This window comes from Streptosporangium minutum, from assembly GCF_002149035.1.
GTDB classification, from domain to species: Bacteria; Actinomycetota; Actinomycetes; order Streptosporangiales; family Streptosporangiaceae; genus Streptosporangium; species Streptosporangium minutum.
In genome coordinates this window covers 42309-62072 of record NZ_NGFP01000019.1, presented here as the reverse complement: position 1 = coordinate 62072, position 19764 = coordinate 42309, and the positions used below count along the sequence as shown (strand labels likewise).

The following is a 19764-nucleotide window of genomic DNA, read 5'->3' as shown; positions in this document are numbered from 1 at the left end:
GCCCCGAGAATGCCCAGCATCGACAGAACGGTGCCGGTCCTGGAACGCGCGAGCATGGTTTTCTCCTTTTATCCGGTCGATTCATCCGATCGCGGCCAAGGCTTCCGCAGCCTTCTTGGAGGAGGCTTGCAGACAGCTTGGAATCCGCCCGACGGACGCCTGATCTCCGGAAAACCCTGTTTCCCGAAAGCCGGCCGGCCGGCGAAGCCATGGGAGGCGTCCCAGTAATGACGACGCAGAAAACAACAGATATGCGGGTCAGCGGCCCATCTTCCAAGCCGGACCCCAAGGTCCTCAAGAAAGCCCCGACCTGCATATCCGTTGAAAATTGCGCCGATGCTACCGAGCCCTCTTGAGGGCGCCCACCTCTGACGCCGGGAAAGCCGCGGACCGGCCTCTCCGCCGTCCCCGATCGCAGGTGGACCACTGGTGTGTACCATCAGTACACTTCAGCTATGAGAGCCATCGTCAAGACTGCGGGCACCATCCTGGTTTCGATCCTCCTCTGCTATCCGCTCTGGGCACCGGAGTGGGGGCGCGGCATCCTCGGCGAGGTCGAAGCATGGGGAATGCCCGGCGGGCTGATCGCCGTTGCCGTTTTCTTCGGGCTCGTCGCGCTGTACTGCCGAGCCCTCCAGCGGACGATGGCGCTCGTGCGGCCCGATGCCAGGACCGCGTCGCCCACGTCGGTCTGGTGGATGTTCGCGATCCCCTACAACTTCACCGAGGATTTCTTCATCGTGCGCGCCGTCTCCACCTCACTGGCCGCTGACGAGCAGGTGACGAGGGGGTTCATCCGGCGGTGGGCGGCACTCGGGTACGGCTGGTGCGCGTTCCAGATCCTGTCGCTCTTCCCGGGGATGGCCGGGTATGCCGGCGGAGCGATCGCCCTCCTGCTGTGGGCGGCACACTGGATCATGACAGCCCGCGTCAATCGCACGCTTGCCACCCGGCGCCCAGCCGCCCCGCTCACGCACAGCCTCTAGGAAACCCATGCCGCTGCCCCGCTTCGACCGGCTGCCGGTCGGCACACGAGCCGCCATCCTCGCCGTCGCTCGCGCCCACTTCGCCCGCGACGGCAAGAACGCCGCGTCGTTCAACCAGATCATCGCCGAAGCCGGCATCTCCAAGACCTCCGCCTACCATTACTTCGACGGCAAGGACGACCTCTTCGGCGCCGTAGTCGCCGACGCGGCCGACCGGATGTTCGCCGCGCTCGGTCCCTGGATCGACGTGGAGACCGAGGATGAACTGTGGGAGCAGGTGACGGCAGGCACCACACGGCTCATGGCGCACCTGCGCGACCACCCCGATGACCGGGCGGTGCTCGCCGGGCGGCCTCGTCCCGGCGGCGACGGCGGCTCCTGGATCCACAGGCTCGTCGCGAACGGCCTGCACATCAACCTGATCGACCCGTCCCCGAACGCCGAACTGATCACCGTAGCGACCATCGGTGTCTTCGACGCCCTCGACACCTGGGCACTCGACCATCCGAGTGAGCTCGACCACTCCGTCACGGACACGCTCACCCTGTTCCTCACACGGCTGTGGAACACCGCACACGGCTCTGGAACACCGCCCCAAGGTGAGCGGTGAGAAATAGCCCCCGGGCCATGGACACGAGCCCCTGCCGCCTGAACCGAACACGGGCGGACGTCCGGAGAGGCATCCGTTCCTCTGCCACTGACGAAAATCGCCGATCTCGAACACGCACCCAGGCAACAAGGACCGTAGTTCCCGCTGTCACCGCGACCTTGGAAATAGCCAAGGGGCCGGTGTACACAAGTTGTGCGCACCGATCCCCTTGGCAAGTCGCCTTGGAGCCCCTGGCAAAATGCTCGATGGGGACCTCTTGTCCTTACGCGTCGCGTGCCCGCAGCAGCAGCCCGCCGCCCAGGAGTGCCGCGGTGGCCCATGCGGCCAGTACGCCCAGGCCGGCCCAGGGACTGAGGGGCAGGCCGGCCAGGTGGGTGGTCGCTTGGACGGCGAGCCCGGCGTTCATCGGTGAGATCTGCCACAGGATTTTGGCGACGTCCGCGTCGGGGACCATGAGGATGACAGCCGGGAAGAGGTAGAGCAGACCGAGGACGACGCCGATGGCGGTCGCGGAGTCCCGTACGGCGGTGGCGATGCCCAGGCTGAACAGGGCGATCAACGCGAGGTAGAGAACCGAGCCGGAGGCGGCGCGCAGCATCGGCCCGCCGGTGAGGGCCAGCGACTCGGGGGGGAAGCCGTTGCCGAGCAGGATCCACCGCCCGGCCGGCGCCGATGCGAGCACGGCGACGCTCCCCGCCGCCAGCGTCAGCCCGGTGAGGATGACAGCCTTTGTGGCCAGAACGCTGACCCGTCCCGGCATCGCCGCCAGGGTGGTGCGGATCATGCCGGTGCTGAACTCGCCGCTGATCGTCAGCACGGCCAAGGTGGCGACGACCGCCTGACCTGCTTGGACGCCGAAGAGGATGATCTTGGCGGGGTCGTAGCCGCAGCCCGACGAGGTGCAGGACACGACAGCGGCTGCCGCGACACTCACAGCGACGGTCAGCATGACGAGGGCGAGCAGGAGCCGGCCGGTTCCAGGAAGCGTGCGGAGTTTCGTCCATTCTGCGTACAGGTTCCGTGTCATGCGTCCCTCCGGCGTAGCCGGACGACGGCCAGGCCGAGGGCGAGCGCGGCGTAACCGGCCAGTACGGCGAAGCCGGCCCACGGCGCCAGCGGGTAGAAGCCGGCGATGGGCGCGTAGTGACCGAGTACGTGGGCGTACTCGGGGATGCTCTGCTGGATCGCGAAACCGGCGGCCGGGGTGAGGCGCAGCAGCCATCGCGCGGCGGTGTCGGGCAGGACGGAGGTGGTCGCGAGGACGTGCGGGACCACGGTCAGCACGATGGCGGTGATGACTCCCCCGACGCTGCGCCGGAACAGGGCGCCGAGGGCGAGGGCGAGCACAGCGGCGACGGCGAGCAGTGCCGCCGTGCCGACGACGACACGCACCTCGGTGAGCCAGGACACCGGAAGGATGTAGTTGCCGTTGGCGCGCAGGATCCGGGTGCCGAACGTCAGCGTGATCGCGGTGGCGACGAGTCCGGCGGCGAAGGTGACCGTGCCGATCGTGAGGGCCTTGGCCACCAGCATCCGGCCGCGGCGCGGGACGGCGATCAGGGTGGTGCGGATGAGCCCGCGCCGGTATTCGGCGGTGACGGACGTCACCGCCACCACGATCACCACGATCAGCCCGGTCAGCACGCCTGTGAGGGTGCGCTCGACGGTCTGCCCCTCGATGGACGGCGCGATGTCGCCGACTCCGGTGACGCTGAACGTGCCGCCGGACTCACTGGCGCGACCTGGGTGATGGGGCGATCCGTCGGGCGCTTCCGTAACGCCTATGTCGTCGTTGCGCCAGGCGCCGCCGGATGTCTCGCCCTCCAGGTCGACCCGGTCGAAGACGGCGGTGGCCTCGGTGAAGCGCACTGCCGAGACGGACCCGCCGAGATCTCCCCGCGTCACCGTCAGATCACCGGGGGAGGCGGCGAACAGCCCGATCTCGACCCTGGCCGGCAGCCCGGACAGGCGGGCGGTGCCGACCTCGGCCCAGTCCGTGCCGTCGGTGGACTCGTACCCGGTGAGGGTGTCACCGGAGCGGGTCAGCCGCAGCCAGCGCGGGGAGTCCTCCGACACGCCGCCCGGACGACCCGCCACATCGTGGGTGAAATCGTGCTGCATCCGCACCCCGTGCGCACCGGTGACCATCAGCGCCGCGTAGGCCGAACCCTGCCTGGTGCTCTGTTTGACCATGACCCCGGCCTTCGCCCACGGCACGAGTCCGGAAACGACGTTCCGGACGCCGGGGGTGACGTCGGGCTTGCGGATCTGGCCGGTCATGGACGTCGCCCGGACGGTGATGCTGCCGTCGCCGGCCAGCGTCCGGTGGACGAAGTAGAACTTGTCCTCCACGGCTTCACCGCCCGGCCCCACGGGAACCGCGGGACAGACGGCCTCGGTGGGACCGCCGTCGCACGAGGCATGGCTGCCTGAGGCGGACGACAGGCCGAGCAGCACGATGACCAGCGACCCCGCGGTCATGGCGACCACCCAGGCGCGTACCGTCCTGAACTTGGTCCACTCCGCACGCAGCAACCGGGCCGGGCCGCCAGGTCCGGAGCGGTTCACGGTGGTGGTCATCGCGTCTCCCCCCGGAACTCGACCGCGTCCCGGGTGAGCTCCAGATACGCCTCCTCCAGCGTCGCGCGGTGGGCGGACACCTCGGAGAACGGCACCGCGTTGGCGTTGAGCAGGGCCACGACACGCTCACCCGGCAACCCTGAGACGAGGAGCGTGTCGCGTCCGGTGACGGTCACGATGGCGCCGGCGTGGGCCAGTGCCGACATCGCGGGCTCGCCTGCCGTCGTGCGCAGCGTGACGCGGCCGTTGGAGGTGGCAGCGATCAGGTCGGCCACGCTGGTGTCGGTGATGACCCGACCGCGGCCGACCACCACGAGATGGTCGGCCGCATCCTGCAGCTCGCTCATCAGGTGGCTGGAGACCAGCACGGCGCGTCCTTCGGCGGCCAGCGAGCGCAGGAAGCCGCGGATCCACACAATGCCTTCGGGGTCGAGCCCGTTGACCGGTTCGTCCAGCATGAGCACCGGTGGATCGCCGAGCAGCGCCGCGGCGATCCCGAGCCGCTGGCGCATGCCCAGCGAGAAGCCGCCCGCCTTACGCCGGGCGGCCGAGGTCAGCCCGACCTGCTCGAGCACCTCATCCACTCGCCTGACGCCCAATCCTTGGGAGTGGGCCAGCCACAGCAGGTGGTTGCGCGCGCTGCGGCTGGGCTGCAGCGCGGCGGCGTCCAAGAGCGCGCCGATGTGGCGCAGGGGGGTGCGCAGACTCGCGTACGGCCGGCCGCCGACCAGCGCGTACCCCTCCTCGGCCGCGTCCAGGCCGAGGATCACCCGCATGGTGGTGGACTTTCCTGCGCCGTTGGGCCCGACGAACCCGGTGACCTGCCCCGGCTGGACGGTGAAGGACATGCCGTCCAGCGCCGGGGTCCGGCCGAACCGCTTGCGCAGCCCGGACACTTCGATGGTTGCTTGCATGCGTTCGGTTGTACGGAAAAGGCCCTGACACGGGCCGAACGGAGGCTGTCATATCGCTGTTAGGTCCGGCACGGCATCCTGGAGACCTGCACGGAACCGGAGAGGACCGACGAGGATGCCGCGACGCCTGACGCTGCCGACCCGTACCGCACGGTGGCGTTTCACCGTCATGTACGGAGGCGCATTCCTCGTGTCCGCCGTCGGGCTGCTGGTCATCACCAACCTCATCGGCCTGAGCGGGACGCGGGTCAGCCAGATCGCGCCCTCCGGCAACCCGCCGGGCTGGCCCACCCTCGCGGCCGCCCAGGACCTCATCGGCCGGCTCCAGGCCCAGCTGTCGGAGACGCAGACGGACCAATCGCGCCGGCTTCTCATCGGCTCGGCGGTCGCGCTCGCCGTCATGGCCGTGCTCTCGGTCGTGCTGGGCCGCATCGTCGCGGGCCGGGTGCTGCGCCCGTTGCGGACGATCACCGCGGCCACGCGGCGGATCTCCGCCGACAGCCTGCACCAGCGGCTGGCCGTACCGGGTCCCGCCGACGAGGTGAAGGACCTCGCCGACACCATCGACGGGCTGCTGGAACGGTTGGAGGGCTCCTTCGCCGCGCAGCGCCGGTTCGTCGCCAACGCCTCCCACGAGCTGCGCACCCCACTGGCGACCATGCGGGCATCGCTGGACGTGGCCGTCGCCAAGCCGGAGCCCGTACCGGCGCAGACGATCGCTCTCGCCGACCGGATCCGCACCGAACTGGACCGGGTCGACCGGCTTCTGGAAGGCTTCCTCATGCTCGCCCGCACCCAGCACGGCGCCCTGTCCGACCGCGCGACGATCTCGCTCGGCCGCCTGGTGTCCGCCGCCCTGGACGCCCGGGCCGCCGACATCACGGACAAGGGCCTGACCGTCCACCACGGCGACGTCCATGACAGTGCCTGGACGCGGGGAAGCCGGACGCTCCTGTCCCGTATGGTCGACAACGTGATCGACAACGCGGTCGCCCACAACCACGACGGCGGCTGGATCCGGGTCGCCGCCACGGCCGACGGCGCGACGGCGCGGCTCGTCGTGGAGACGGGCGGGCGAGTTCTCGACCAGGAGCAGCTCGCGCGGCTGGCCCAGCCGTTCCAGCGGCTCGGCGCGGACCGGACCGGCTCCGACAACGGCTCCGGGCTCGGGCTGTCGATCGTCGCCGCCGTCGCCACAGCCCACGGTGGCAGCCTGGACCTGCGTGCCCGGCCCGAGGGCGGCCTCCAGGTCGCCGTCTCCCTGCCTCTGGCGGCCGTGCGGGCGGGTGTCCCGGCGTGAGGGTGCTGGTGGTCGAGGACGCGCGCTCCCTGGCGGCCGTCCTGGCCGAGGGTCTACGCGACCAGGGCATGGCCGTGGACGTGGCGCATGACGGCCTGGAGGCCGCGGCCAAACTCGACCTCAACGCCTACGACGTGGTCGTCCTTGATCGCGACCTGCCGGGAATCCACGGCGACACCCTCTGCCAGATGATCACCGAACGCGATGACCGCGTCATGGTCTTGATGCTGACCGCGGCCGGCTCGCCCGGCGACCGGGTCAGCGGCCTGACCCTGGGGGCCGACGACTACCTCGCCAAGCCCTTCCACTTCCCCGAACTGGTCGTACGCATCCGCTCCCTGACCCGCCGCCAGCCCTTCGCCCGCGCCCGCACCCTGCGCGCCGCAGGCATCGAGCTCGACCCCCTGCGCCGCACAGCCACCCGCGACGGCCGTCAACTCGACCTGTCGGTCAAGGAATTCGCCCTCCTCGAAGCCCTCCTGCGCGCCACCCCCGCCTTCCTCAGCACCGAGGACCTGCTCGAACAAGTCTGGGACGAACACGCCGACCCGTTCACCAACACCGTCACCGTCACCATCGGCCGCCTGCGCCGCAAACTCGGCAACCCTCCGGTCATCACCACCACACCCGGCGTCGGCTACCGCATCACCGACGACTTCCACGGAATCGCGACGTAGAGCGACGTAGAGCACGGACAAGTTCCAGCACAACGCTTCACGGTCGTCGACCCGCTTGCGTCCGGTGTCTTTCGCGCACGAGCGGACGATCGGCCGGCCGAACGGGCGCCGGCCGCCTACCGCTGTCAGGCGATGGCGCACCCGTAGGTTCCGGGACGGTCCGAGGGTGCCGGGGCGGTCCGTGACACAATCACACAGATGCCGTTCCATGCCGATCTGCACATGCACTCGAAATACTCCAGGGCCTGCAGCAAGGACAGCGACCTGGAGCATCTGGCCCGGTGGGCGCGGCGCAAGGGCGTCACCGTGATGGGCACCGGAGACTTCACGCACCCGGCCTGGTTCGAGCGGCTCCGCGAGGGCCTCGTGCCGGCGGAGCCCGGGCTGTTCCGGCTCCGCACGGAGCTGGACGGGGAGGCCGCTCGCGGGCTGCCGTCCAGTGTGGCCTCCGCCGAGGTGCGGTTCATGCTGTCGGTGGAGGTCTCCACGGTCTACCGGCGTGGCGGGCGCACCCGCAAGATCCACCACCTGGTGTATCTGCCCGGATTCGACGCGGCGGAGGCGTTCAACCGCGACGTGGCGCGGTTCGGCGACCTGAGCTCGGACGGCCGGCCCACCCTCGGCCTGGACTCCCGCGAGCTGCTGGAGATCACCCTGGCCTGCGGCGACGGCGCCTACCTGGTGCCGGCGCACGTCTGGACGCCGTGGTTCGGCGTGTTCGGCTCCAAGTCCGGGTTCGACACGATCGAGGAGTGCTACGGCGACCTGGCCGATCACATCTTCGCGCTGGAGACCGGGCTGTCCAGCGACCCCGCGATGAACTGGCGGGTCTCCGGCCTGGACCGCTACCGGATGGTGAGCTACTCCGACGCGCACTCGCCGCCCAGGATCGGCCGCGAGACCACGGTGTTCGACGTCGACCTGGACTACTTCGCGGTCCTGCGCGCGCTGCGGACCGGCGCCGGGCACGAGGGGACGGTCGAGTTCTTCCCCGAGGAGGGGAGGTACCACCTGGACGGGCATCGCAAGTGTGGCGTCCGGGTGGCCCCGGAGCAGACGCGCGAGCACGGCGGGATCTGCCCGGTGTGCGGCAGGCCGCTCACGGTGGGCGTGCTGAGCCGGGTCGAGGAGCTGGCCGACCGTGAGGAGGCCGTACGGCCCGACGGCGCCGCCGGTTTCCGCAACCTCGTCCCGCTCCCGGAGATCGTGGGCGAGATCCTCGGGGTGGGGCCGCAGAACAAGAAGGTGCTCGCGGAGGTCGACAGTCTCATCACCGCCCTGGGACCGGAACTGGCGATCCTGGAGGAGGTGCCGGTCGGTGACATCGCGCCCCTCTCCTCGCCGCTCGCCGAGGCCGTCGACCGGCTGCGCCGCGGCGAGGTGATCCGGCAACCCGGGTACGACGGCGAGTACGGGACGATCCGGCTCTTCGGGCCCGGCGAGCCGGGCCCGAAGGACACGGTCACCACCCCGGCGCTTTTCTAGCCGGCGACGGATCGGTCCCGGCACTGTCGGCCGGGTCTGGTAGGACAGGACCTCCCAGTCCCCCCAGGCGAGGATGTCCATCATGATCGAACGCAGCCGGCGCCCCGTGGCGGTGGACGGATGACGGACGACTTTCCGGCGAGGCTGTCCGCAGTCATCAAGGACAGTGAGGTGATCATGCGGCAGGCAGGCCACACGTACGACGACCACGACGAGGAGGAGGATCTCGCGGCGCTCAACGCCGAGACACCGGCTGACCCGCGCGATCCCGGGGAGGCGTTCATCCCCGCCCATGGGGCCTACCACTGGGACATGGCGGGCGCCCACCGCGAGACCTACGCCGGGCTGCCCGTCGCCGAGCCGCACGTGATCGTCCAGCACCGCTCCCCCGACCCCCGGCGGTTCGCCTGGCCTCTCTTCGACGGTGACCCGGACCGCGAAGACGACGACGGCTCCATGTTCGCGGCCGAGCTGGAAGGGCTGCTCGCCACGGTCGACGGTTCCGGGATCCGGGCCATCGTCGTGGCCGGGAGCGGCGCGCCCAACGCTCCAGCCGTGCTCGCGGCGAACGCCCACCGGCTGCCGCGGCTGCGCTCGCTGTTCCTCGGGTTCGTCGAACCGGAGCACTGGGAGATCTCCTGGATCCAGCAGGCCGACGTCACCCCGGTCCTGGAGGCCTTCCCCCGCCTGGAGCGGCTGGACGTGCGCGGCAGCGAGGGCCTGCGGCTGCGGCCTATGCGGCACGGGTCCCTCAAGGTCCTGCGCTTCGAGTCCGGCGGGCTGCCCGGCCACGTCGTCCGCGCGGTCGGCGAGTCGGAGCTGCCCTGCCTGGAGCATCTGGAGGTGTGGCTCGGCGTCTCCCGGTACGGCGGCGACGCCACCGTGGGCGACCTGCAAGGCATCCTGTCAGGCAACGGCCTGCCCGCGTTGCGGCGGCTCGGGCTGCGCGACAGCGAGATGCAGGACGAGGTGGCCGCCGCGGTGGCGTCGGCGCCCGTCGTCGCCCGCCTGGAGGCGCTCAGCCTGAGCATGGGAGCGCTGACGGACACCGGAGCCGAGTCGCTGCTGAGCGGCCAGCCCCTCACCCACCTGCGCCACCTCGATCTGCACCACCACTTCCTCACCGACGACATGGCCGCGCGGGTCCGGCGCGCCCTGCCCAGCGTCGAGGTCGACCTCTCCGAGCCCCAGGCCCCGCTGGACGGGTGGCGCTACGTCGCCGTCTCGGAGTGAGGGCGCGACGACGGCACCGCGCCGCACGCGGTCAGGCCGGAGCGGAGATCCGGGTGGTACGGCTCACTTGTCCTCGCCGGTCTCCCTGACCTCCGGATGGTCGAGGACGATGTCGTAGGTCACCGGGATCAGCCGCCGCAGGCCGGTGTCCACGCCCCCGCCGGGAGCCTCGAACACGACCTTCCCGCCCCGGGTCACATCCCTGACCTGCTCCACGACGTATTCGTGGGCCTGGTCGCCGGGCTCACGGACCACTTCGGGGGCCCGCACACCCTCCCGATCTTCCGACACCGCGACCTCCTGAGTCCGGGCGGGGAACCCTGTCCCCTCCCTTTCACGGTAATCGGTGGACGGCCCGTCAGGGCTTCCGCGTCCTTCCCGGCCCGGGAGTCCGATCGCATGGAGAGCGGCCCGGGACGCGCCTGCCGCGTCCGGGCCGTTCCCGGCCGCGGATCCCCGCTTCAGGTCACGACGGAACCGTCACATGCCCTCAGAGGGAGGCGCGGCGCATGCCCCGGGTCCCGACGGCGAGGCCGACCAGGGCGACCGTGACGGCGGCGAGCACTCCGTACGGCACCGACGGGTGGGAGAGGTCTCCGGCGAACAGGGCCCGCTCCGCCTCGACCACGTAGGTCACCGGGTTGGCGCGGGCCATGCCGTACAGCCAGGAGGGGGCGTCGTCCATCGGCAGCAGCACGCCGGACAGGAGTACGAGCGGGAAGAGCAGCGTCTGCTGCACGCCGTAGAAGATCGACGGCTGCCTGCGGGCCGCGAGGGCCAGGGCGAAGGAGAGTGAACCCAGCCCGACGCCGAGCACGGTCAGCAGGAGCAGCCCGGCCAGCGCGCCGGCGGGGTGGAGCCGGAAGCCGAGCGGCAGCACCACCGCGATGATCAGGACGGCCTGGGCGAGCAGGGTCACGATCTCCTTCATCGTCCGGCCGATCAGCATCGCCGTCCTGCTCAACGGGGTGACCAGCATCCGTTCCAGGGAGCCCCCGCCGCCCTCCACGAGGAGGTAGTAGCCGGCGGACGCCGTGCCGAACAGGCCGAGCATGACCACCACGCCCGGCACGAACCACTGCCAGGGCGACGCCTGCCCGACCCCGGGCGTGCCGGCCAGCAGGGGGCCGAACAGGGCGAGGAAGACGAGTGGCTGGATCATGCCGAAGACGAGGCCGAGGGGGTTGCGCAGCTCGGGGCGTATCTCCCTGGTGAAGACGACGCCGGTGTCGCTGAGGGTTTTCACGTTCAGGCTCCTTCGGAGGCGGGGTCGTTCTCGCGCAGGCTGCGGCCGGTGAGCGAGAGGAAGACGTCGTCGAGGGTGGGGCGCCCGACCTCGGCGGTCAGCGCCTTCACCCCGGCGGCGTCCAGGGATCGGAGGAAGTCGGGCAGTACGGCGTCGCCGCGCGTCACCCGCAGGGACACCGTGGTCGCCTCGGCGGTGACCTCGTGCGCCGTGGGGATCCGTCCGGCGATCCCGGCGGCCCGTGTGGCGTCCGGCTCGTCGCCGACGGTGATGGTGACGCGGTCTCCGGCCAGGTCGGCCTTCAGCCTCTCCGGGGTGTCGTCGGCGATCACCCGGCCGTGATCGATGATCATCACCCGCTCGGCCATGGAGTCGGCCTCGTCCAGGTAGTGGGTGGTCAGGAAGATCGTCATGCCGGACTCCTCGCGCAACCGCAGGATGTGCTCCCAGAGGTTGGCGCGGTTCTGCGGGTCCAGCCCGGTGGACGGCTCGTCCAGGAAGAGCAGCTCCGGCCGGTGGACCAGCCCGAGGGCGATGTCGAGGCGGCGGCGCTGCCCGCCGGAGAGCGTGCCCGCCGGCCGCTTGGCCAGCGTCTCCAGGTTCAGCGCGGCGAGCAGCTCGTCGGCCCGCCTGCGCGACTCCGTCCGGGGCAGCCCGTGGCAGCGCCCCTGGGTCACCAGCTCGTCGCGGACGCGGAAGTTGTCGCCCGCGCCGTTGCCCTGGCCGATGTAACCGATCCGCCGGCGCGTGCCGGCCGGATCGGCGAGCACGTCGCACCCGGCGACGGTCGCGGTGCCCGCGCTCGGCGGGAGCAGGGTGGTCAGCATGCGCAGGCTGGTCGACTTGCCCGCGCCGTTCGGGCCGAGGAAGGCGACCAGCTCGCCCTTCTCGACATCGATGTCGAGGTCGCGCACGGCCTCGACGGTCTCTTTGCCGACCCGGAAACTCCTGGTCAGCCCACGCGTATGAATCATCTTTCCTCCAGTGTCCGAGGCCGGATCCGGGCATGCCGAAGAGAGGCGTCGCCATGGGGTGGGGTGGACGCCGCGGCCGATGCCCGGCGTGAAGCTCGAAAAGCTTAGGTCCGAATTACGTTATTCCGTCAGGGTCCCTGACAATGGCCCCTGTGCCATGGTGGGGACGTGTACCAGCCGTCGAAGCCGCCCATCCCCTACCTGCTGGCCTATGCCTTCACGCTGGCCTCCCGCAGGGCGGACGAGGAACTGCGGCCCCTCGGGCTCACCGTCCGGCAGTTCGGGCTGCTCACCCAGCTCCAGCTCGAACCGGAGCTGACCATGTCCGAGCTGGCCCGCCAGCTCGGCGTCTCGCGCCAGTCCCTGCACGAGATGATCGGCGAGCTGGAACGGGCCGGGCGTCTGGGCCGCCTGCCGGGCGCCTCGGGCCGTACCCGCAGGCTCGCGCTGGCCCCGGGCACCGAGCGCCTGCTGTCCCGGGCGCGGGAGTCCCTGACGCGGGCCGAGGCCGCCTTCCTCGGCGGCATGGGCCCCCACGAGGTCGAGATCCTCCGCCGGCTGCTGCAGCACCTGCTCGCCCAGGCCACCGACGACGAGTCCTGGCTGCCGGAAGCCGGTGACGCCGCCGCCCCGCCGTCCCCCTCCCGGAAGCCCGGAGGGACGGCCGGGCCATGACCCGGCCGTCACGGAGGACTTCGCACCGGTTCGTTATGTTGTGGGGGTGGAGGCACTCGTCCAACGGCCGCTGGGCCGGACCCACCTGACGGTGACGCGGCTCGGCCTCGGCCTGGCCGCGCTCGGCCGCCCCGCCTACATCACGCTCGGCCGCGAGGAGGACCTCGGCGACGACCGCGGCGTCGCCGCGATGCGGGCGCGGACCTGGGCCGTGCTCGACGCGGCGTGGGCGAGGGGCGTGCGCTACTTCGACACGGCGCGTTCGTACGGCCGCGCGGAGGAGTTCCTCGCCGGCTGGCTGCGCGAGCGCGGGGTCGCGCCGGGAGCGGCGACGACCGGCTCGAAATGGGGATACGCCTACGTGGGCGGCTGGCGGATGGACGCCGAGCACCACGAGGTGAAGGAACTGTCGGCCGAGCGGCTCCGCCGCCAGCTCGACCAGACGCGCGAGCTGCTCGGCGAGCACCTGTCGCTCTACCAGATCCACTCGGCGACGGTGGAGAGCGGAGTGCTCGAAGACGAGGGTGTGCTCGGCCGGCTGCGCGCGCTGCGGGCCGAGGGCGTCGCGATCGGGCTCAGCACGACGGGCCCGCGCCAGGCGGACACGATCGCGCGGGCGGTCGAGATCGGGACGTTCGACACGGTGCAGTCCACCTGGAACCTGCTCGAACGTTCGGCCGGCGGAGCGCTCTCCGGGGCGCACAGGGCGGGGATGGGCGTGATCGTCAAGGAGGGGGTGGCGAACGGGCGGCTGACCGCCCGCGCGGCGCCCGCCCCGCTGGCGGCGGCCGCGCGCGATCGTGGGGTGACACCGGACGCGCTCGCGCTCGCGGCCGTGCTCGCACAGCCCTGGGCCGGGGTGGTGCTGAGCGGCGCGGTCTCGGTCGAGCAGCTGCACAGCAATCTGGGCGCGGCCGAGGTGGGATGGGACACGGAGCTCGACGGACGGCTCGCCGGGCTGGCCGAGGACCCCGAGACCTACTGGGCCGGACGCGGCGCGCTCGCCTGGGCCTGAGCCACCAGGACGGAGCCGGACGCCTGAGCACGCGGGACGCGGACGGACACCTGGACCTGAGGCGCAGGGCGGGGACGCTCGCCTGAGCCTGAGTCAGTAGGACCGAGGGGGACGCCTGAACACGCAGGACGCGGGCCGCCGCCCGTGCTGCCGGCGGATTCGCGTCGCGTCCTACACGACGCCCGCGTAGACCCAGCGGCCGTCGAGGCGGACGAAACGGCTGTGCTCCTCCATCTGCCCGGGTTGTCCGCGATCAAGGTAGTGGGCGCGGAAGCGGACCGTCCCCTCGTTGTGGAAGACGTTGCCGCCGGAGGTCTCCAGGATCTCCAGGCGGACCCAGCGCAGCTTCTTGTCGAGCCCGACGTGGGCCGGACGGTCGGCGGGGTGCCAGGTACGCAGCAGGTATGCCTCGTCGCCGACGCCGAACGCGCTGAAACGGGACCGCATGAGCAGCTCGGCGGTGGCGGCCGAAGCCTCGCCCCGGTGGAAGCGGGCACAGCAGTCCTGGTAGGAGGCCGGCAGGCCGCAGAGGCAACCGGCGGCGGAGACACGACGGGACATGCCCCCTATTGTGCCCGAGCAGGCTCGGGGTTTTTCCGCCGTACTGCCGGGGCCGTCTTGCCGAACGCGTCCGCAGGTGACACGTTCGACAGTGGCCCTGCCGTCGAGCCTGGGGGTGCTTCCCGGCCATGGACGACCAGAACACCGACCACACCGGTCACACCGACGACCTGCCGAGACTGCCGTTCACCCGCGACGACCCGCTTGAGGTTCCGGAGATGTACCGCGCGCTGCGGGCCGTCAGGCCGGTGACCCGGGTCCGCACCCAGGCGGGCGACCTCGCCTGGCTGGTCTCCGGTTACGAGGAGGCCAGGCAGGCCTTCGCCGATCCGCGCCTCGGACGGTCGGCCCCCGACCCGGAACGGGCCGCCCGGATCTCCGGCTCCGTGCTGCTCGGCGGCCCGCGCGGCGACATCGAGACGGAGAAGGCCGAGCACGAGCGGATGCGCCGGATGCTCGCTCCGGCCTTCTCCGCCCGCCGGATGAGCGCCCTGGGGCCCCACGTCCAGCAGCTCGTCGACGAGCTGCTGGACCACATGGCCGAACTGCCGCGCCCGGCGGACCTGCGGGAGGCGTTCTCCGTACCGCTGCCGGTGCTGGTGATCTGCGAGCTGCTCGGCGTGCCGTACGCCGACCGCGGGCACTTCAGGAAGCTGGCCGAGGCGATGACGGATATGCGCGACCCGCGGCACGCCGAGGCGGCGATGACCGAGCTGGCCGACTACACCCGCGCCATCCTGGTCGACAAGCGGGCGAACCCGGCCGACGACGTGTTCTCCGACCTGGCCACCATGGAGGCGCCCGACGAGGAGATCGCCACGCTCGCCGCGGGACTGCTGTTCGCCGGCCATGAGACGACGGTCAACCGCATCGACTACGGCGTACTGCTGCTGCTCGGCAACCCCGGGCAGCGCGACGCGCTGATCGCCGACCCGTCGCTGACGGCCCCGGCGGTGGAGGAGATCCTGCGGATGGCCGCGCCGGGCAATCACGGCCTGCCCCGGTACGCCCACGAGGACCTGAGCATCGGCGGCGTGACGATCAGGCGCGGCGAGGCGGTGCTCATCGTCACGACGGCGGCCAACCGCGACGAGCGGACCTTCCCCGAGCCCGACCGTTTCGACATCGGCCGCTCCCTCGGCGACCCGCAGCTCGCCTTCGGCTACGCGGCCCGCTACTGCATCGGGGCGAGCCTGGCCCGGGTGGAGCTGCGATCGGTGTTCGGCACCCTGTTCCGGCGCTTCCCCACCCTGGAGCTCGCCGTGCCCGCCGGGGAGCTGGTGGAGCGCGAGTCCTCCCTCACCGGAGGGTTCACCCGCATCCCGGTCACCTGGTGACGAGGGGCCTGGGCGGGCGGCGCCCGCTGGCACGCGAGCAGAGCGTCGATCCGGGTGCTCCGGACCGACGCTCTCCCCCGTGTCCCGGCGGGCCCCGGTAAGGGAGACGCCCCCGCTCGGGCACTGGTCGCGACAGGCCTCCCGGTGTTCGGCCCAGGACCGCCTCCCGGTGTTCGGCCGGCGACCGCCTCCCGGTGATCAGCCGGCCGCGGCCGACCTCCTGGTGTTCAGCTGGCGACCGCCTCCCGGTGTTCGGCCGGCGACCGCCTTCCGGTGGTCAGCCGGCCGCGGCCGACCTCCTGGTGTTCAGCTGGTCGAACCCGACCGCGACCAGGATCAGCACGCCGATGGCGATCTGGAGGTAGAAGGCGTTGATCGCGAGAAGGTTGCCTCCGTTGTTGAGGACACCCATGATGAGCGCCCCGGTGGCGGCGCCGATCGCGCTGCCCTTCGCGCCGAACAGGCTCGCGCCGCCGATGACGCAGGCGGCGATCGCGTTGAGCTCGAAGCCCGTCCCGGCGGTGGGGATGCCCGCTCCCAGCCGGGAGGCGAGCAGCACCCCGCCGAGGCCGGCGAGCAGGCCCGAGATCGCGTAGACCGAGATCGTCACCATGCGCACGGGCACCCCCGCGAGGCGGGCCGACTCGGGATTCGAGCCGACCGCGTAGATGTAGCGGCCGAAGACCGTCCGGGAGAGCACGAACCACATCACGCCCGTGACCACGATCGCGATGATGAGGAGGTTGGGAATGCCCAGGATCGTGCCGTTGGCGATGTCCTGGAACCCGGCCGGCAGGCCCTGTACCGTCTGGGCGTCGGTGGTGACCAGGACGATTCCCCGGGCGATGCCGAGCATGCCCAGGGTCGCGATGAAGGGCGGCAGCAGGGCCCGGGTCACCAGCAGGCCGTTGACGATCCCGAGCACGGTGCCGATCGCGACCCCGAGCAGGAACGCCGGCCAGATCGGCATGCCGGCGACCAGGAACTGCGCGGTGGACGCGCCGGACAGGCCGAGGACCGAACCGACGGACAGGTCGATCCCGGCGGTCAGGATGACCAGGAGCTGACCGACCGCGATGATTCCGAAGATCGCGACCTGCCGGGCGAGGTTGGCCAGGTTGTTGCCGGTGAGGAACTCGTCGCTGGCGAGTGTGAGGATGCCGACCGCCACGAGCAGCACCACGAGCCCGCCGCTCTCGCGTCCCGCGATGTCTCCCAGCGTGACGACCCGGCGCGGGGCCTCGGCCTTCGGCTCGGGCTCCGGCTCCCTGGCCCTGGGTACCGCGTCCGGTCCCAGTTCCTCGCCGGTCGGCTGCCTGCTGGTGATCGTGGTGGTGGCGATCGGTTCGCGCCAGATCAGCTTAGGCATCTCGGCTCACCTCTCCTGGGTCGTCTGGGGTCGGCGGGACGGCGGTCCCCGCCCCTTTGGAGGACGCCGGGCCCCCTTCTCCGGGCGCTGGTCTGGAGGACGCCGGGCCCCCTTCCCTGGGCGCTGGGATCTCCTCCTGGAGCACCGGTTCGGCGGCTCTGCCGCCGCCGCTCGCCAGGCGGAGCACGTCCTCCTCGGTGGCGGTTCCGGGAAGCTCGCCCGCGACCCGCCCGTCGCGCAGCACGAGGATGCGGTCGGCGAGGCCGAGCAGCTCCGGGAGATACGACGAGACCACGATGATCCCCAGCCCCTTGGCGGCCAGGTCGCCGATGACCGTGTAGAGCTCGCCCTTGGCGCCGACGTCGATGCCCTTGGTCGGCTCGTCGAAGATCAGCACTTTCGGCTTGGTGAGCAGCCAGCGGGCGAGCAGGACCTTCTGCTGGTTGCCGCCGGACAGCGTCGAGACCGGCTGGTCGTAGGAACCGGCCCGCAGCCGCAGGCTGTCGAGCAGCCGGTCCGCCTCCTCGGCCTGCTCCCGGGGGGGCAGCAGGCCGTGCCGGGAGCCGCTGCGCAGGCTGGCGATGGTGACGTTCTCCCGGATCGACAGCTCCGGCAGCAGTCCCAGCACCTTGCGGTCCTCGGTGAGCAGCCCCACCCCGGCGTTCATCATCGTGCGCGGCCCGGACGGTTTCACGGGTTTGCCCCCGACCTCCAGCTCACCGGCCACGATGGGGTCGGCCCCGAAGATGGACAGCAGCAGCTCGCTCCGCCCCGATCCCAGCAGGCCGCCGATGCCGAGGATCTCCCCGGTTCCGACCTGCAGGTCGATGCTCGGCGAGTCCTGGAAGCGGCGCAGTCCCCGGACCCGCAGCGCGGGCGTGCCGGCGTGCCGGTGGGTCTCCGGATAGAGTGAGCTGATCTCCCGCCCGACCATCGCGGTGATCAGACGGTCCTCGTCGTAGTCGCTGATCGGCCCCGCCTCGGACAGGCTCCCGTCCCGCAGGACGGTCACCCAGTCGCCGATCTCGAACATCTCCTCGAGCCGGTGGGTCACGTAGAGCATCGCTATGCCGCGCTCGCGCAGCCGCAGGATGTATTCGAGGAGCCGCGCCGACTCCGCCTCGGTGAGCGCCGTGGTCGGCTCGTCGAACACGACCACCTTGACGGAGTCGGCGGTCAGCACCTTGGCGATCTCCACGAGCTGGCGCGTGGCCGCCGGGAGCCGTTCCACGATCGCGTCCGGACTGAGGTCCGTCAGACCGACCTCGTCGAGTGCCTCCCTGGCGCGGGCCCGCAGCCGGCCCCTGGCGATGACCCCGGTGCTCGCGGGGAGGCGGCCCATGAACAGGTTCTCCGCGACCGACAGGTGCGGGAGAAGGCTGAGCTCCTGGTAGACGGCCTGGACACCGGCCGCGCGCACCGACGCGGGTGTCGGCGAGGTGACCGACCGGCCGTCGATCTCGTAGGAGCCGCTGTCACGGCGCAGCGCACCCGTCAGCACCCGGATCAGGGTCGACTTCCCCGCACCGTTCTCCCCTGCCAGGCAGTTCACCTGGCCGGGGATCAGGCGGAGCGAGACGTCGGTGAGCGCCTGCACGGGACCGAAGGCCTTGGAGACGTCGCGCAGTTCGACGACGGGTTCTTTCGCCTTCATCATTCCGCCTTCATCGTCGGCGGGTTGAGCAGCAGCTTCACATCGGGGTCGTTCATGTTCCGCTTGTCCGCCACGACGGCCCCGGGGTCGATGTCACGCGGCGGGATGCGACCGGTCGCGGCCATTCCGGCCGCCAGAACGCCCTGGTATCCGAAGAAGTAGGGGTTCTGCACCACCAGCGCGTCAATGGTGCCGGCGGCGAGCGCGGCGTTCTCCTGCGGGTCGGAGTCGAACGCCACGACGGGGACGGTGGCGGTCACGTTGTTGTCCTGGATCGCGCGGGCGGCGCCCACCCCGGAGGTGTTGTTGTCGGCGAAGACCCCCGCCAGCTCGCGGTTGGCGGTCAGCGCGTCGTTGACCTGCGACGCCGCGGTGTTGATGTCGTTGTTGTTGTAGCGCTGCAGCGACACCTTGACCTGCGGGCAGTTGTTCGCGAGGCCCTGCTTGAAGCCGGTGTCCCGGGCGACCAGCGACTGGATGCCCGCCACGGAGGACTCGATCATGACACTGCCGCTCGTCTTGTTCTGGGCCTTGAGCAGCTCGCACATGCGCTTGCCGGCCTGCATCCCGGCCTTGAGGTTGTCGGTGCCGATGAACCCCTCCGAGGCGGTGGTCACGCGGCTGTCCACCGTGATGACCTTCAGGCCCGCCTTGCGCGCCCGTTCGATCGCCGAGTTCAGGGCGCTGGAGGAGTTGGGCGCGATGACGAGGCCGTCGACGCCCCGGGAGATGGAGTTCTCAACGAGCTGCACCTGCTGGTCGATGTTCGTCTCCGACGTGGGACCGAAGGTGCTCACCTTGAGGCCGAAATCCCCGCCCGACTGCTTCGCACCGGCGATCATCGTCTGCCAGAACGAGGAGTCGCTCGCCTTGATGATCACATCGATCTTCTTGCCGCTCGCCGCCCCGGCCGCTCCTCCCCCCGTCGACTGGCTGGCCGAGCTCGTCGCCCGGCCTCCCACCACTCCCAGCACCAGCGCCACCAGTGCGATGGCGGCGACGAGCGAAAGGGAGAAGACGATACGTGAGCGAGCCATAACGACCTCCTGAATGCTGTTCAGGGGGAGCCCGGCAGGCGTCTCAGGCGGCTGCCGTCATAGATCTACGGATGACGGAGGTGTGCCGACGGTGGTGAGGGGAGGCACACG

Annotated in this window: 20 protein-coding genes; 10 read left to right on the top strand and 10 right to left on the bottom strand. The window is 71.0% G+C overall.

What is annotated here, in order from left to right:
• The 3 genes from CA984_RS47045 to CA984_RS06835 form a co-directional block, all read left to right on the top strand.
• Nucleotides 1–228, top strand: a 228-nt coding sequence (locus CA984_RS47045) for a hypothetical protein (protein ID WP_207620761.1), incomplete at its 5' end; no start/stop codon positions are given.
• 227 nt (nucleotides 229–455) lie between these two features.
• Entirely contained in the window at nucleotides 456–986 is a 531-nt protein-coding gene (locus CA984_RS06840) for a hypothetical protein (protein WP_165781137.1), read from the top strand.
• A gap of 7 nt (nucleotides 987–993) precedes the next feature.
• Nucleotides 994–1596, top strand: coding sequence for a TetR/AcrR family transcriptional regulator (locus CA984_RS06835; protein WP_086569368.1), 603 nt, complete (start codon nucleotides 994–996; stop codon nucleotides 1594–1596).
• 262 nt (nucleotides 1597–1858) lie between these two features.
• On the opposite strand, the gene CA984_RS06830 is transcribed toward CA984_RS06835, so the two are convergent.
• From CA984_RS06830 to CA984_RS06820, 3 genes are read right to left on the bottom strand one after another with little or no spacing between them, the layout of a single operon-like run.
• On the bottom strand, nucleotides 1859–2623 hold the full coding sequence (locus tag CA984_RS06830) for a phage tail tape measure protein (RefSeq protein ID WP_086569366.1): 765 nt from the start codon (nucleotides 2621–2623) through the stop codon (nucleotides 1859–1861).
• Nucleotides 2620–4176 carry a DUF1349 domain-containing protein gene (locus CA984_RS06825; protein WP_086569364.1) on the bottom strand — a complete coding sequence of 519 codons (1557 nt, stop codon included), beginning with the start codon at nucleotides 4174–4176 and terminating at the stop codon, nucleotides 2620–2622. Before CA984_RS06825 ends, CA984_RS06830 begins: the two co-directional genes overlap by 4 nt.
• On the bottom strand, nucleotides 4173–5090 hold the full coding sequence (locus CA984_RS06820; protein WP_086569362.1) for an ATP-binding cassette domain-containing protein: 918 nt from the start codon (nucleotides 5088–5090) through the stop codon (nucleotides 4173–4175). The genes CA984_RS06825 and CA984_RS06820 overlap by 4 nt, the downstream gene beginning before the upstream one ends.
• A 115-nt stretch (nucleotides 5091–5205) precedes the next feature.
• Between CA984_RS06820 and CA984_RS06815 the strand changes: the two genes are divergently transcribed.
• From CA984_RS06815 to CA984_RS06800, 4 genes are all read left to right on the top strand, one after another.
• Nucleotides 5206–6390 (top strand): sensor histidine kinase, encoded by a 1185-nt coding sequence (locus tag CA984_RS06815; protein WP_086569360.1) that lies wholly within the window; start codon nucleotides 5206–5208, stop codon nucleotides 6388–6390.
• Nucleotides 6387–7067 carry a response regulator transcription factor gene (locus CA984_RS06810; protein ID WP_207620760.1) on the top strand — a complete coding sequence of 227 codons (681 nt, stop codon included), beginning with the start codon at nucleotides 6387–6389 and terminating at the stop codon, nucleotides 7065–7067. Before CA984_RS06815 ends, CA984_RS06810 begins: the two co-directional genes overlap by 4 nt.
• Before the next feature lie 198 nt (nucleotides 7068–7265).
• On the top strand, nucleotides 7266–8552 hold the full coding sequence (locus CA984_RS06805; protein WP_086569358.1) for an endonuclease Q family protein: 1287 nt from the start codon (nucleotides 7266–7268) through the stop codon (nucleotides 8550–8552).
• Nucleotides 8553–8672: 120 nt separating this feature from the next.
• The gene (locus CA984_RS06800) at nucleotides 8673–9785 is read left to right on the top strand and encodes an STM4015 family protein (protein ID WP_242675788.1); all 1113 of its coding nucleotides are present in this window, start codon (nucleotides 8673–8675) and stop codon (nucleotides 9783–9785) included.
• Nucleotides 9786–9848: 63 nt separating this feature from the next.
• Here CA984_RS06800 and CA984_RS06795 read toward each other — a convergent pair whose 3' ends face one another.
• The 3 genes from CA984_RS06795 to CA984_RS06785 all read right to left on the bottom strand — a co-directional run bounded on the left by CA984_RS06795 (nucleotide 9849) and on the right by CA984_RS06785 (nucleotide 12005).
• Entirely contained in the window at nucleotides 9849–10076 is a 228-nt protein-coding gene (locus CA984_RS06795) for a hypothetical protein (RefSeq protein WP_133061568.1), read from the bottom strand.
• Nucleotides 10077–10275: 199 nt separating this feature from the next.
• Nucleotides 10276–11031, bottom strand: a complete 756-nt coding sequence (locus tag CA984_RS06790) for an ABC transporter permease (RefSeq protein ID WP_086569354.1) — start codon at nucleotides 11029–11031, stop codon at nucleotides 10276–10278.
• 2 nt (nucleotides 11032–11033) lie between these two features.
• The gene (locus CA984_RS06785; protein ID WP_086569352.1) at nucleotides 11034–12005 is read right to left on the bottom strand and encodes an ATP-binding cassette domain-containing protein; all 972 of its coding nucleotides are present in this window, start codon (nucleotides 12003–12005) and stop codon (nucleotides 11034–11036) included.
• Nucleotides 12006–12173: 168 nt separating this feature from the next.
• On the opposite strand from CA984_RS06785, the gene CA984_RS06780 reads away from it, so the two are divergent.
• Together CA984_RS06780 and CA984_RS06775 are read left to right on the top strand one after the other, a co-directional pair.
• Nucleotides 12174–12680 carry a MarR family winged helix-turn-helix transcriptional regulator gene (locus CA984_RS06780; protein WP_207620759.1) on the top strand — a complete coding sequence of 169 codons (507 nt, stop codon included), beginning with the start codon at nucleotides 12174–12176 and terminating at the stop codon, nucleotides 12678–12680.
• A 46-nt stretch (nucleotides 12681–12726) separates the two neighbouring features.
• Nucleotides 12727–13695: an aldo/keto reductase gene (locus tag CA984_RS06775; RefSeq protein WP_242675787.1), complete on the top strand. Its 969-nt coding sequence runs from the start codon at nucleotides 12727–12729 to the stop codon at nucleotides 13693–13695.
• A gap of 171 nt (nucleotides 13696–13866) precedes the next feature.
• Here CA984_RS06775 and CA984_RS06770 read toward each other — a convergent pair whose 3' ends face one another.
• The gene (locus tag CA984_RS06770; protein ID WP_086569347.1) at nucleotides 13867–14256 is read right to left on the bottom strand and encodes a YchJ family protein; all 390 of its coding nucleotides are present in this window, start codon (nucleotides 14254–14256) and stop codon (nucleotides 13867–13869) included.
• Between the two features lie 128 nt (nucleotides 14257–14384).
• Between CA984_RS06770 and CA984_RS06765 the strand changes: the two genes are divergently transcribed.
• Nucleotides 14385–15593 (top strand): cytochrome P450, encoded by a 1209-nt coding sequence (locus CA984_RS06765; protein ID WP_086569345.1) that lies wholly within the window; start codon nucleotides 14385–14387, stop codon nucleotides 15591–15593.
• Nucleotides 15594–15870: 277 nt separating this feature from the next.
• Here the strand turns inward: CA984_RS06765 and CA984_RS06760 are convergent, their stop codons facing one another.
• The 3 genes from CA984_RS06760 to CA984_RS06750 are packed head-to-tail and all read right to left on the bottom strand — an operon-like array spanning nucleotide 15871 to nucleotide 19653.
• On the bottom strand, nucleotides 15871–16962 hold the full coding sequence (locus CA984_RS06760) for an ABC transporter permease (protein ID WP_086569343.1): 1092 nt from the start codon (nucleotides 16960–16962) through the stop codon (nucleotides 15871–15873).
• On the bottom strand, nucleotides 16955–18619 hold the full coding sequence (locus tag CA984_RS06755; protein ID WP_242675786.1) for a sugar ABC transporter ATP-binding protein: 1665 nt from the start codon (nucleotides 18617–18619) through the stop codon (nucleotides 16955–16957). The genes CA984_RS06760 and CA984_RS06755 overlap by 8 nt, the downstream gene beginning before the upstream one ends.
• Entirely contained in the window at nucleotides 18616–19653 is a 1038-nt protein-coding gene (locus tag CA984_RS06750; RefSeq protein ID WP_086569340.1) for an ABC transporter substrate-binding protein, read from the bottom strand. The genes CA984_RS06755 and CA984_RS06750 overlap by 4 nt, the downstream gene beginning before the upstream one ends.
• Nucleotides 19654–19764 lie beyond the last annotated feature (111 nt).

Coding starts and splice junctions, on each gene's coding strand:
- CA984_RS06840 (WP_165781137.1), top strand. CDS start 456: ATGAGAGCCATCGTCAAGACTGCGGGCACCATCCTGGTTTCGATCCTC.
- CA984_RS06835 (WP_086569368.1), top strand. CDS start 994: ATGCCGCTGCCCCGCTTCGACCGGCTGCCGGTCGGCACACGAGCCGCC.
- CA984_RS06830 (WP_086569366.1), bottom strand. CDS start 2,623: ATGACACGGAACCTGTACGCAGAATGGACGAAACTCCGCACGCTTCCT.
- CA984_RS06825 (WP_086569364.1), bottom strand. CDS start 4,176: ATGACCACCACCGTGAACCGCTCCGGACCTGGCGGCCCGGCCCGGTTG.
- CA984_RS06820 (WP_086569362.1), bottom strand. CDS start 5,090: ATGCAAGCAACCATCGAAGTGTCCGGGCTGCGCAAGCGGTTCGGCCGG.
- CA984_RS06815 (WP_086569360.1), top strand. CDS start 5,206: ATGCCGCGACGCCTGACGCTGCCGACCCGTACCGCACGGTGGCGTTTC.
- CA984_RS06805 (WP_086569358.1), top strand. CDS start 7,266: ATGCCGTTCCATGCCGATCTGCACATGCACTCGAAATACTCCAGGGCC.
- CA984_RS06800 (WP_242675788.1), top strand. CDS start 8,673: ATGACGGACGACTTTCCGGCGAGGCTGTCCGCAGTCATCAAGGACAGT.
- CA984_RS06785 (WP_086569352.1), bottom strand. CDS start 12,005: ATGATTCATACGCGTGGGCTGACCAGGAGTTTCCGGGTCGGCAAAGAG.
- CA984_RS06770 (WP_086569347.1), bottom strand. CDS start 14,256: ATGTCCCGTCGTGTCTCCGCCGCCGGTTGCCTCTGCGGCCTGCCGGCC.
- CA984_RS06765 (WP_086569345.1), top strand. CDS start 14,385: ATGGACGACCAGAACACCGACCACACCGGTCACACCGACGACCTGCCG.
- CA984_RS06760 (WP_086569343.1), bottom strand. CDS start 16,962: ATGCCTAAGCTGATCTGGCGCGAACCGATCGCCACCACCACGATCACC.
- CA984_RS06755 (WP_242675786.1), bottom strand. CDS start 18,619: ATGATGAAGGCGAAAGAACCCGTCGTCGAACTGCGCGACGTCTCCAAG.
- CA984_RS06750 (WP_086569340.1), bottom strand. CDS start 19,653: ATGGCTCGCTCACGTATCGTCTTCTCCCTTTCGCTCGTCGCCGCCATC.